Source organism: Xanthomonas sp. 4461, from assembly GCF_024806475.1.
Taxonomy (GTDB): Bacteria; Pseudomonadota; Gammaproteobacteria; order Xanthomonadales; family Xanthomonadaceae; genus Xanthomonas; species Xanthomonas arboricola_F.
In genome coordinates this window covers 1-12,224 of the sequence record NZ_JANTYV010000001.1, presented here as the reverse complement: position 1 = coordinate 12,224, position 12,224 = coordinate 1, and the positions used below count along the sequence as shown (strand labels likewise).

The window sequence follows — 12,224 nt, the reverse complement described above, 5'->3', positions numbered from 1 at the left end:
GTGGCCTCACTACAGTCGTCGATTGCCCCGCCCGTTCCGGAGTCGTCGATGCGCCGCCTTGCTGTCTGCCTGCTCGCCACCGCCATTGCCGCCGCCACCGGCAGTGCCTTCGCCCAGACCTCGCCGATGACGCCGGACATCACCGGCAAGCCGTTCGTGGCAAGCGAGGCTGCCAACGACTACGTCAAGCGCGAGGTCATGATTCCGATGCGCGATGGCGTGAAGCTGCACACCGTGATCGTGGTGCCCAAGGGCGCACGCAACGCGCCGATGGTGCTGACGCGCACGCCATACGACGCCAGCGGCCGTAGCGAGCGCCTGGCCTCGCCGCATATGAAGGACCTGCTGCCGCCCGGCGACGACGTCTTCGTGGAAGGCGGCTACATCCGCGTGTTCCAGGACGTACGCGGCAAGTACGGCTCCGAGGGCGACTACGTGATGACCCGCCCGCTGCGCGGCGCGCTCAATCCCGGCGACGTGGACCACGCCACCGATGCGTGGGACACCATCGACTGGCTGGTCAAGAACGTGACCGAATCCAACGGCAAGGTCGGCATGATCGGCTCGTCCTACGAAGGCTTCACCGTGGTGATGGCACTGACCAACCCGCATCCGGCGTTGAAGGTGGCCGCGCCGGAAAGCCCGATGATCGATGGCTGGATGGGCGACGACTGGTTCAACTACGGCGCGTTCCGCCAGGTCAACTTCGACTACTTCACCGGCCAGCTCAGCAAGCGCGGCAAGGGCGCCGGCATCCCGCGCCAGGGGCAGGACGATTACAGCAATTTCCTGCAGGCCGGCTCGGCCGGGGACTTCGCCAAGGCCGCCGGGCTGGAGCAGTTGCCGTGGTGGCACAAGCTCACCGAACACGCGGCGTACGATGCGTTCTGGCAGGAGCAGGCGCTGGACAAGGTGATGGCGCGCACGCCGCTCAAGGTGCCCACGATGTGGCTGCAGGGGCTGTGGGACCAGGAAGACATGTGGGGCGCGATCCACAGCTACGCGGCGATGGAGCCGCGCGACAAGCGCAACACGCTCAACTATCTGGTGATGGGGCCATGGCGGCACAGCCAGGTGAACTACGACGGCAGCTCCCTGGGCGCATTGAATTTCGATGGCGACACCGCGCGTCAGTTTCGTCGCGATGTGCTGCGCCCGTTCTTCGATCAATACCTGGTCGATGGCGCGCCCAAGGCGAGCACGCCGCCGGTGTTCATCTACGACACCGGCGAGAACCGCTGGGATCGCCTGCAGTCCTGGCCGCGCAGTTGCGCCAAGGGCTGTGCGTCGGCGAGCAAACCGCTGTATCTGCAGGCCGGCGGCAAGCTGTCCTTCGACAAGCCCGCTGCAGGGCAGGGCGCGTTTGAAGAATACGTTTCCGATCCAGCCAAGCCGGTGCCGTTCGCACCGCGCCCGGTGGATTTTGCCGACCGCAGCATGTGGACCACCTGGCTGGTCCACGACCAACGCTTTGTGGACGGACGCCCGGATGTGCTGACCTTCGTCACCGAGCCGCTGACCGAGCCGTTGCAGATCGCCGGTGCGCCCGATGTGCATCTGCAGGCCTCCACCAGCGGCAGCGACAGCGACTGGGTGGTCAAGCTGATCGACGTGTACCCGGACGAGATGGCGTCCACCCCCAAGATGGGTGGCTACGAGTTGCCGGTCTCGCTGGCGATCTTCCGCGGCCGCTATCGCGAGAGTTTCAGCGCGCCTAAGCCGCTGGCGTCCAATCAGCCGCTGGCGTTCGAATTCGGCCTGCCCACCGCCAACCACACCTTCCAGAAAGGCCACCGGGTGATGGTGCAGGTGCAATCCAGCCTGTTCCCGCTCTACGACCGCAACCCGCAAACCTACGTGCCGAATATCTTCTTCGCCAAGCCGGGCGATTATCAAAAGGCTACCCAGCGCGTTTACGTGACGCCGGAGCAGCCCACCTACATCAGTCTGCCGGTGCGTTGAGCCCACGGGCGCCGCGCGCCGGCGGCGCCCACACGTCTTCCAGCAACTGCGGGCGGCACACCACCCAGGCGGCGCCCAGCTGCACCACGATGCAGATCACCAGAAACACGAACGGCGAGCTCCAGCCGCCGCTGTGCGCATGCAGCCAGCCGAACAGAAACGGCCCCAGGCAACTCACCGCATAGCCCATGCCCTGCGAGAACCCGGAGAGCGCGGCCGACCCGGCGGCCGTGCGGCTGCGCTGGTTGACCAGCACCAGGGCCAGCGGGAAGGTGCTGGGCCCCAGGCCAAGCAAGGTCACCCACAGGATCGGCGCCGCCAGCGGTGCCCACCACAGCCCGGCAAACGCGACCAGGTGGCAGGCCGCGCACAGCAACACGATCGGGAACGGGTTACGCATGCGCACTGCCAAGGCCGGCATGGTCAATGCGCCGACCATGCCGAGCGCGGCGAAAAGCGCCACCATGGTGCCGCCGAACGCGGGCGAGGCGCCGGCTTCGCGCAGCAGCGTGGGCAGCCAGGTGAACATCGAATAGGTCACCAGCGAGGTCATGCCGAAGGTGATCGCCATGCTCCAGCCCAGGGCGGTGCGTGCGACCCGGCCTTCGGCTTCGGAGGTGGGCGTGACCGGTGCCGGTCCGGTAGCGCGCGGGCGGCCCTGGCTGGCCTGCACCAGCGCCCAGGCCACCAGGGCCAGCAGTGCCGGCAACACCCACACCACCATCGAGCTGCGCCAGCCCAGCGCATCGGCCACCGGCACCGCCATCAACGCCGGCAGCAGGGTGCCAACCTGCAGCACGGTGATGTACAGCGTGCTGACCCGCCCCACGCGGTCGCCGAAGTAGCGTTTCACCAACGGCGGCAGCACCACATTCCCCATGCCCATGCCGGCCAGCGCCACCAGCGAACCGGTCAGCAGCCCGCCGGTGCCCGGCAGCAGTGGTCGCACCATCAGCCCCAGCGTGGCCAGCGCCATCGATACCAGTGCGGTGCGCAGCAGCCCGTAGCGACGCAGCACCGCAGGCGTTGCAACGCCGGTCAGCGCAAATGCGGCAGTGGGCAACATGCCGAGTGCGCCCATGGTCGTCGCCCCGAACCCGTATTCGCCGGCAATGCGTTCCAGCAACGGGGTCAACGACGTCACCGCCGTGCGCAGGTTGAAGGCGGACAACAAAATGGCGGCCAGCACCAGGGCGCGCCCACGCGATTGGGCGGACAAAGACGAGGCGGCAGTGACAACAGACATGACAGACCATCCGCACCGTGCACATCCGTGCGGCGGCGCCTGAAAACACAAAACCGGCACGAGGCCGGTTTTGTGTTTTGAAACTGGTCGGGGAGACAGGATTCGAACCTGCGACCTCTACGTCCCGAACGTAGCGCTCTACCAGACTGAGCTACACCCCGAAGGAGCCGCGTATGTTACATAGGGAATGCGGAATCGGCAAGCATCCATCGCAATTATTTTTCCTGAGGCCGATGCGCACGCTCGGGCTCGCGCGCCTCGAACCACATGCCGTTGAGAACAGCGGCCAATGCCGCCAGACCGGTGCCGAGAATCCAGGCGAAGTACCACATCGTGTGTGCTCCTGAAAAACGTTGAGGAAGTGGGAAGGCGAGCGCAGCTGCGACGACATGCCGGCATCGCCGCAACCGCGTCAGCTAATACGCATTGGGATTGGCGGAGAGTTCGTCGGCAGTCACCTTGCCCCGGAGCACGCGATACACCCACGCCGTGTAGGCCAGCACGATCGGCATGAACACGGTGGTGGCCAGCAGCATGATCCACAGCGTGAGACGGCTGCTGGAAGCGTCCCATAGCGTCAGGCTGGCACTCGGTGCAGTGGAGGACGGCAGCAGGAACGGGAACAGCGCAAACCCCACGGTAAAGACGATGCCGATGATGGCGCTGCCCGAGGCGATGAACGCCAGCCCGCCGCGTCGTGCACGCAGCAGCACTGCGCTCATCCCAAGCCCGAGCAGGCCGACCAGCGGCGCCACCAAGGTGGCCGGCATGCTGCCGTAGTTGTATAGCCAGCCGCCGCTAGCCGTCAGTGCAGCGGTCTTGGCCAGTGGATTGGTCTGCGCATCGGTCGCCAGCACCGATGTCACGGCGTAGCCGGGCAGGCCAAACGCCACCCAGACGCCGGCTGCGGCAAACAATGCCACCGCACCCAGCGCGGCGAGGCTGCCGATACGCGCGGCGCGTTCGGCCACCGGTCCACTGGTCTTGAGCACCAGCATCGCCGCGCCGTGGGCGATCAGCATCGCCACGCTGAGCAGACCGGCGAGCAGCGCGAACGGGGTCAGCAGCCCGAACAGATTGCCGGTGTAGAAGATGCGCATGCTGTCGTCGAAATGGAACGGAACACCCAGTACGACATTGCCAACCGCCACGCCCATGATCAACGCCGGAACGAAACCGCCGACGAACAATGCCCAATCCCAACTGTTGCGCCAGCGTTGGTCCGTCAGTTTGCCGCGGAACTTGAAGCCGACCGGCCGCAGGATCAGCGCAAACAGAATGACGAACATCGCCAGATAGAATCCGGAAAAACTCACCGCATACAGCGGCGGGAACGCAGCGAAGATCGCGCCACCGCCCAGGATCAGCCATACCTGGTTGCCCTCCCAGACCGGGCCGACGGTGTTGATCACCAGACGACGTTCGGCATCGTTTTTCGCCACGAACGGCAGCAGCGCACCGACGCCCAGATCGAAGCCGCCCATCACCGCGTAACCGCACAGCAATACGCCAAGCAACAGCCACCAGATCACGCGCAATGTGGTGTAGTCGAGCAAGATGAAATCCATGGTGTCTCTCCTGGCTTACGGTGCGCCACCGGCCAGTGCGCCGGTGCTCAATGGGGCATGGGGTGAGGAAGCGTGGGGCGAGTCGCCGTTCGGTGACGGGCTGTATGGCGTCGGCGGAAACAGCGCGTCAGGGCCCTTGCGGATCGTCTTCAGCGACAGCTTGATCGCGATCACCAGCAGCGTGGTGTACAGCGCGGTGAAGCCGACCAGGGTCAACACGATTTCATACAGATCCAGACCCGATGCGGCATAGAAGGTCGGCAGCACGCCTTCAACCGCCCACGGCTGGCGGCCGTACTCGGCCACGAACCAACCGCACTCGATGGCGATCCACGGCAGCGGCAGCGTCCACAACGCCAGGGTCAGGAACCAGCGCTTTTCCTGGAAGGTGTGCTTGCACGCGAACCAGAACGCAATGGCGAAGAAGGCGATGAGATACACGCCGATGCCTGCCATGATGCGGAACGTCCAGAACAGCGGGAGCACACGTGGCACCGTATCCATCGCCGCCTGCGCGATCTGCTCGGGCGTGGCATTGCCGATGTCGTCGCGATAGCGCTTGAGCAGCAGGCCGTGGCCAAGATCCTGCCAATGCGCATCGAAGATCTTGCGTGCTTCGAGATCGTCCTTGTTGGCGCGGATGCGTTGCAGCGCGCCGTAGGCGATCTGCCCGCCGCGGATGCGGTGTTCGGCACGGCCGACCAGTTCCAGGATGCCGGGAATCGGCTGATCCAGCGAACGCGTGGCGATCAGGCCCATCAGGTACGGAATCTTGATCGCGTAGTCGTTGCGATGGGTCTGCTGGTTGGGAATGCCGAACGCGGTGAAGTCGGCCGGCGCGGCTTCGGTCTCCCACATCGCTTCGATCGCGGCCAGCTTCATCTTCTGGTGTTCGTTGGCGGCGTAGCCGCTCTCGTCACCGAGCACCACCACCGACAGCGACGACAACAGGCCGAAGGCTGCGGCCACCGCAAACGAGCGGCGCGCCATCTCGGTGTGCTTGCCGCGTAGCAGATAGAACGCGCTGATCGACATCACGAACACCGCACCGAGCACGTAGCCGGCGCTGACGGTATGCACGAACTTGGCCTGCGCCACCGGGTTGAACAGCACCGCCATGAAATCGACCACTTCCATGCGCATGGTGTCCGGGTTGAACACCGCGCCGGTCGGGTTCTGCATCCAGCCGTTGGCGATCAGGATCCACAGCGCAGAGAAGTTGCTGCCCAAGGCCACCAGCCAGGTGGTGATCAGGTGCTGCAGCTTGCTCAGGCGGTTCCAGCCCAGGAAGAACAGGCCCAGGAACGTCGCCTCCAGGAAGAACGCCATCAACCCTTCGATCGCCAGCGGCGCGCCGAAGATGTCGCCGACGTAATGGCTGTAGTACGACCAGTTCATGCCGAACTCGAACTCCATCACGATGCCGGTGCCGACACCCATGGCGAAGTTGATGCCGAACAATACGCCCCAGAACATGGTCATGCGCCGCCAGATCGGCTTGCCGGTCATGACGTAGACGCTTTCCATGATGCCGAGCAGGAACGACAGGCCCATGGTCAGCGGCGGAAAGATGAAGTGGTACATCGCGGTGACTGCGAATTGCAGCCGCGACAGTTCGACAACTGTCGAGTCGATCATGGCGGGGTGGCCTGGTTGAGTATCGGTGAGGAACATGGCGGATCATCTGCCGCCGCCGCGCCGCGCGCGTTGATCCAAATCAATGCGGCCCCGCTCGGGTGCGGCACACTGTCCATCCCGCAGTGGGCAGTGGCGACTTACAATCGCCTGCGATGCAGCGCCTGAAGAGAGCCATGTGAGCCAGCCCAGCGTGCAAGTCAGCGAAACGCACGCCCAGCGCCGTCAACGCGGCCAGTGGCTGGATGCGCTTGCCGCACCCGCTGCGCGTGCCCGTCGGCTGTCCGCTGTGGCGGTGGCGTTGTCTGGGGTGTTGTTGCTGGCGCAGTCGGCGGCCATCGCATGGTTGGTGCAAGCGGTACTGGTGCAGCACGTGGCCTTGGCGCAGTTACGCAACGTGGGCGTGGGGTTGCTGGTCGCGCTGCTCGGGCGTGCACTGCTCAACGGCTGTGCGCAATCGCTGACCGGCGAGGTGGCCGATGCGGCCAAGCGCGAATTGCGTGCCCGCATCGCGCGCCGTCTGGTGCAGCACGGCCCGCTCTGGCTACGCCGGCAACGCAGCGGCGAACTGGGGGAGTTGAGCCTGGCGCACACCGATGCGCTGGAAGGGTATTTCGTCGGCTATCAGCTGGCACGCACCGAGATCATGCTGGTGCCGCCGGTGATCCTGATTGCGGTGTTTTCGGTCGATTGGGTGGTGGGCCTGGTGCTGTTGCTCACCGCGCCGTTGATTCCATTTTTCATGATGCTGGTGGGATGGGGTGCGGAAGCTGCAGGTCGCGAGCAACTCGGCGAGCTGGCACGGATGGGCGGGCACTTTGCCGACCGTCTGAAGGGGCTGGGCTTGCTGCGGGTGTATGGCCGTGGCCAGGCCGAACTGGGCGGCATTGCGGCGGCGGCGGAGGGCGTGCGCGAGCGTTCGCTCAAGGTGCTGCGCATCGCGTTCCTGTCGTCCACGGTGCTGGAATTCTTCGCCTCGGTGAGCGTGGCGATCGTGGCCTTGTATTTCGGCTTGAGCTATCTGGGCATGCTCGACTTGCATGGGCTGCCGTCGCTGGGTGCGGGCATGTTCTGCCTGCTGCTGGCGCCGGAATTCTTTGCGCCGTTGCGGCGTCTTGCAGCGTATTACCACGACCGCGCCAACGCGCTGGCCGCAGTGACGGAGGCCGAGCGGTTGCTGGAAGGCTTCCCCGACGATGTTGATGGCAGCGCGCCGGGCTCGGCGCTGTCGCAACACGCCCTGGAGCCTGCACAGGCGCATGCGCCGTTGCTGCGGGCACGTGCTCTGGCACTGCGTCCGGCTGGTGCGCCGCACACGGTGATCACGCAATTCTCGCTGGACCTGCAGCCCGGGCAGCGCGTGGCGGTGATCGGTGCCAGCGGTAGTGGCAAGAGCACCTTGCTGGAAGGGCTTGCCGGCTGGCTGCCAGCCGAAGCGGGCAGTGTAGTGCTGCGCCCGGGCACGCGTGTGGGCTATGCCACCCAGCGGCCGTACCTGTTTCACGGCAGCATTGCCGACAATCTGCGGCTGGCCGATCCGCAGGCCAGCAGCGCACGCCTGCACGCGGTGGCCGATGCCGCGCAGGTGCTGCGCTTCGCCGCGCAGTTGCCGGCCGGCCTGGACACGCTGATCGGCGAGCGCGGCTTCGGCCTGTCCGGTGGCGAAGCGCGGCGTGTGGCATTGGCGCGGCTGCTGCTGCGCGAGCCGGATCTGCTGCTACTGGACGAACCCACCGCGTTTCTCGATCCGGACACCGAAGCCGAATTGCTGCGCACGCTTGGCGTATTTGCACGTGGCCGCGCGGTGGTGCTGGCAACGCACAGCCCTGCGGTGATGCGCTGGGCCGATGTGGTGATCGATCTGCGTGGCACGACCGTGACGGCGAGCGCGCCATGAACGACACACGCCACGATCGTTTGAGCGGGGTGTTTCGCCAGCACGCCTGGCGGCTGTTGCTGTCTGCGCTGCTGGTGCTGGTTACCATGCTGGCCGGGGTTGGCCTGCTGAGCCTGTCCGGCAGCTTTCTCACGGCCGCGGCATTGGCTGGCGTTGCCGGCATGGGGGCTGGCTTCAATTTCTTCTCGCCATCGGCCGGCATTCGTGCGTTGACGTTTGCGCGCATCGTGTCGCGCTATGGTGAAAAATTGATCGGCCACGATGCCACCTTGCGCATCGCCCGCGATCTGCGGGTGTGGTTCTTCCGTCGTGCGTTACCGCTGGCGCCGGGGCGGCTGTCGGCCACGCGCACCGGCGATCTGCTGGCGCGCCTGATGTCGGACATCGGCGAAGTCGATGGCCTGAGCGTGCGTGCGCTCGCGCCGCTGTCGGCGCTGGTCGGCATCTGGCTGGCCGGCGCGGTTGCCGCTGCCTTGATCTATCCGCCCGCGGCGCTGTTGTTGCTGGCGCTGGGTGGGTTGATCGGCGGGCTGGTGCCCTGGCAGGTCGCACGTGGCGGCGCGCAGCGCGAGCAGTTGCGTGCGCAGCACCGCACGGCATTGCGCACGCAGGCGTTCGAAGGCCTGGAAGGTGCGGCCGACCTGGCCGCGGTCGATGCGCAAGGCGCCTGGCTGCATCGGCTTCACGCCACTGCGGCGGCCGTGGGGCAGGGCGACCGCCTGCAACGGCGTCGCCTGATCGCCGGCAACCTGCTGCACGCGGTCTGCGCTGCCTTCGGTCTGGCCGGCATGCTGTGGCTTGCGCTGCACGCCGCCGAGCGGGGGCTGATCGCAGCGGACATGGCTGCCGGCCTGGTGTTTCTGACCATGGCGCTGCTGGAGGTATGGGCCGGTGCCGGGCTTGCGTTGCAGTCGCTGCAAAGCGCGCGCGTCGCTGCCCGGCGCCTGCAGGTCATCGTCGATCAAGCCCCGTCGGTCGCCGATCCCGTGCAGGCCATCGACATGCCACGGACTGGCACGCTGCAACTGCAGCAGGTGTCGTTTGCGTGGCCCGGTGGCGTACGGCCGGTGCTGCACGCACTCGATTTGACCCTGGCGCCTGGCGAGCGCATCGCCATCAGTGGCGACAGCGGCAGCGGCAAGAGCACCTTGTCGGCATTGCTGCTGCGGCTATGGGATCCGCAGGCCGGGCAGGTGCGCTACGCCGGCATCGATCTGCGTGACTGCGCACAGGCGCAATGGCATCGCCGCATCGCCTGGTTGCCGCAGAATGCGCCGGTCTTTGCCGGCAGCGTGCGCGAGAATCTGGCCATCGGCGATGCCGCTGCCGACGATGCGGCGATGTGGCAGGCGTTGGAGAAGGTGCGCCTGCACGACTGGGCCCGTGCGCAACGTGGTCTGGACACCTGGGTGGGCGAAAACGGCGCCACGCTTTCGGCAGGCCAGGCACGTCGCCTCGCGCTGGCGCGTGCGCTGTTGCGCGATGCTCCCATCCTGCTGCTCGACGAACCCACCGACGGCCTGGACGTGGACACCGCCCACGCCTTGCTGCTGGATCTGGCCACCGCACTCGGCGAGCGCAGCCTGGTGATGATCACCCACTACAGCGTGCCTGCCGGTGTGGTGCACCGGCATTACCGCATGCGTGATGGAACGCTGCAGCCGCTGGAGTGAGCGGCCTTCGCCATGGCTGGGTCCTGGAGCGACCAACAGAACGAAGCGCGCAGTCGTAAGGTGGGCGTGGATGGCGCGCTCATGACCGGGGGGACGCGTGGGCATGCCGTACCGAGCACCGGCCGCGCCTGTATCGCTGTTGCGCAGTCGAAGCGCAGGCATGGCGCGCCTCAGCGCGTCAGATACACCGCCCAGGCCAGGGCCGCGGCGTTTGCGAGCGCGCTGACCCAGAACGCGATCTGGAACGAGGTCTTGACGGTCTTGTGCCGGAACAGCGATTGCGCCAGCAGCGCGCCGGGCCAGCCACCGAGCAAGGCGATGGCATGCAGGGTGGCTTCCGGGGTGCGGCGCTGGCCGCGTGTGGCTGCGGTCTTGTCCAGCCGATAGGCGATCAGCGCGGCAATGCTGGTTGCCGCGTACCAGAGCGCAATCGCAGCCGGTAGCCGTTCTGCGAGCACCAGGCCGAGCATGCCGACCGCGAACAGGCCGGCCAGCAGCCGGCGCGGCAGTACGCTGCTGGCGGTCTGCGAGGGGCGTGATCTGGCTCTGGATGTGGCTCTGGACCTGGCAATCAGCAGGCGTCCAGAAAATCGCGGACCGCCGGGCCGAACCGTGCAAAATCCACCAGGAAGGCGTCGTGGCCCTGCGGCGAATCCAGGCCGATGAAACGGGCATCGGCGCCGCCGGCGCGCAGGCCATCGGCGATCTGTTCCTGTTGCTGCACCGGGAACAGGATGTCGGTGTTGGCGCCGATCGACAGCGCGCGCGCGATGCGGATACGCGACAGGCCGGCCAGCACCTCGCCATCGCTGGAGCCCTGGCTTGCCGACGCAATGCCAACAGGCGCGCCGGGGCCGCGGGCGCCAGCCAATGGCCTCTGTGCGCTCGGAGTCGGCTCGGCGTAGTCGGCCAGATCGAACCAGTCCATCGAGCGGCTCAGGTACAGATAGCAGTTGGGATCGAAGAAGCGCACGAAGCGGCGCGCGTGTCCTTCCAGATAGCTTTCGACCTGGAATTCCAGCCCGAACGGATCGTCGTCGGCCTGTTCGGAATCCAGCCGCACCCGGCCAAAACGGCCGTCCCATTCCAGCGCCGAGCGATAGGTGATCACGCCGAGTTTGCGTGCCATGCGCATGCCCGATTCCGGGTAGCGCGTGTCGTCGTAGTGGCCGCCGTTCCAGTGCGGATCCAGCCGGATCGCTTCGCGCTGCAGCGAGCGGATGGCAATGGAAAACGGCAACGCCTGCGCGCTGCCGGAGATGTTGATGTGGCTGCGCGCGATGCCTTGGTGCCGCAGCAACAGCGCCAGTGCGGTCATGCCGCCCATCGAGTTACCGATCAGGCAGGCGAGCTGTTCGATGCCCAGTGCGCGCACCACATCGGCGGCGGCATCGGCCACGTCTTCGATCGACAGGTCCGGAAAGCGCAGCCGATAGCGCTCGCCGGTGGCCGGATCGATCGAGGCCGGCCCGGTCGAACCTTTGCAGCTGCCCAGCGAATTGACGCACACCACGAACCAGCGTTCGGTATCGATCGGCTTGCCCGGCCCCAGCATCGCCTCCCACCAACCCGGCTCGGGGTTGGCCTGATTTGCGGCCGCATGCGCGTTGGGCGACAAGCCGGTGACGATCAGCACCGCGTTGTTGCGATCGGCAGCCAGCGTGCCCCAGGTTTCGTAAGCCACACGAGCCTGATGCAGCTCACCACCGCGCTTCATCGGAAACGGCGAAGGCAGGGAGTGGTATAGCGTGCCAGGGGGAATGAATTCGGTCATGCCGCAATTCTATCCGGCGTGGCGGTGGGCGGCATGGTGAATCGGGATGGGGACTCGGTTTGAGCCCTTGCGTTAGGTGATGTCACCTTTTAAAGCCGTCGATCTGCGGCTTTGCTGCAGGGCCCTTGCCCGCCCACCATCGCAGGACACGCTGCAAGTACGTCCCTGTAAGCTCCGTGGCGGCATCCATGCCGCCAAGGGTCCCGCGACGGTGGGCGGACAAGGACCAGTCGAGTTGATCGGTGCGCAAAGTTTCAGCACAGCAACCCGCAACCCGCAACCCGCAAACCGCACGATGCGGTGGTTTCGTTCTTCAACAAAATCACCAGCCAACTATCTGGTGCGGTGTCCTCGCCCTCGAGGTCTTCGCGCCCGCTGCAGGGCCCTTGCCCGCCCACCATCGCGGGACACGCTGCAAGTACGTCCCTGTAAGCTCCGTGGCGGCATCCATGCCGCCAAGGGTCCCGCG

The 12,224-nt window shown here is 66.3% G+C and carries 9 protein-coding genes and 1 tRNA gene; 3 read left to right on the top strand and 7 right to left on the bottom strand.

The genetic code is table 11. The features are described from left to right. Nucleotides 1-48: 48 nt before the first annotated feature. A complete protein-coding gene (locus FHY19_RS00050) occupies nt 49-1,962 on the top strand; it encodes a CocE/NonD family hydrolase (protein WP_259160673.1) in 1,914 nt (637 codons plus the stop codon). Here FHY19_RS00050 and FHY19_RS00045 read toward each other — a convergent pair. The 5 genes from FHY19_RS00045 to FHY19_RS00025 all read right to left on the bottom strand — a co-directional run bounded on the left by FHY19_RS00045 (nt 1,943) and on the right by FHY19_RS00025 (nt 6,414). Beyond that, entirely contained in the window at nt 1,943-3,208 is a 1,266-nt protein-coding gene (locus FHY19_RS00045) for an MFS transporter (protein ID WP_259160671.1), read from the bottom strand. The genes FHY19_RS00050 and FHY19_RS00045 overlap by 20 nt on opposite strands. A gap of 84 nt (nt 3,209-3,292) precedes the next feature. Next, nucleotides 3,293-3,369 (bottom strand) — tRNA-Pro (locus tag FHY19_RS00040). A gap of 54 nt (nt 3,370-3,423) precedes the next feature. Then, nucleotides 3,424-3,540: a cytochrome bd-I oxidase subunit CydX gene (gene cydX, locus FHY19_RS00035; RefSeq protein ID WP_055852095.1), complete on the bottom strand. Its 117-nt coding sequence runs from the start codon at nt 3,538-3,540 to the stop codon at nt 3,424-3,426. Nucleotides 3,541-3,624: 84 nt separating this feature from the next. Next, on the bottom strand, nt 3,625-4,776 hold the full coding sequence (cydB, locus tag FHY19_RS00030) for a cytochrome d ubiquinol oxidase subunit II (protein WP_259160669.1): 1,152 nt from the start codon (nt 4,774-4,776) through the stop codon (nt 3,625-3,627). A 15-nt stretch (nt 4,777-4,791) separates the two neighbouring features. Continuing rightward, on the bottom strand, nt 4,792-6,414 hold the full coding sequence (locus FHY19_RS00025; protein ID WP_259160667.1) for a cytochrome ubiquinol oxidase subunit I: 1,623 nt from the start codon (nt 6,412-6,414) through the stop codon (nt 4,792-4,794). Between the two features lie 82 nt (nt 6,415-6,496). Here FHY19_RS00025 and cydD point away from each other — a divergent pair, with 82 nt between their 5' ends. Next, nucleotides 6,497-8,308: a thiol reductant ABC exporter subunit CydD gene (gene cydD, locus FHY19_RS00020; protein WP_259160665.1), complete on the top strand. Its 1,812-nt coding sequence runs from the start codon at nt 6,497-6,499 to the stop codon at nt 8,306-8,308. Next, nucleotides 8,305-9,981, top strand: a complete 1,677-nt coding sequence (gene cydC, locus FHY19_RS00015) for a thiol reductant ABC exporter subunit CydC (protein WP_259160663.1) — start codon at nt 8,305-8,307, stop codon at nt 9,979-9,981. The genes cydD and cydC overlap by 4 nt, the downstream gene beginning before the upstream one ends. 170 nt (nt 9,982-10,151) lie before the next feature. On the opposite strand, the gene FHY19_RS00010 is transcribed toward cydC, so the two are convergent. Together FHY19_RS00010 and FHY19_RS00005 are read right to left on the bottom strand one after the other, a co-directional pair. After that, nucleotides 10,152-10,451 (bottom strand): DUF1294 domain-containing protein, encoded by a 300-nt coding sequence (locus tag FHY19_RS00010; RefSeq protein WP_259150586.1) that lies wholly within the window; start codon nt 10,449-10,451, stop codon nt 10,152-10,154. Between the two features lie 101 nt (nt 10,452-10,552). Further along, nucleotides 10,553-11,755: a homoserine O-acetyltransferase gene (locus FHY19_RS00005; protein WP_259160661.1), complete on the bottom strand. Its 1,203-nt coding sequence runs from the start codon at nt 11,753-11,755 to the stop codon at nt 10,553-10,555. Between the last annotated feature and the right edge of the window lie 469 nt (nt 11,756-12,224).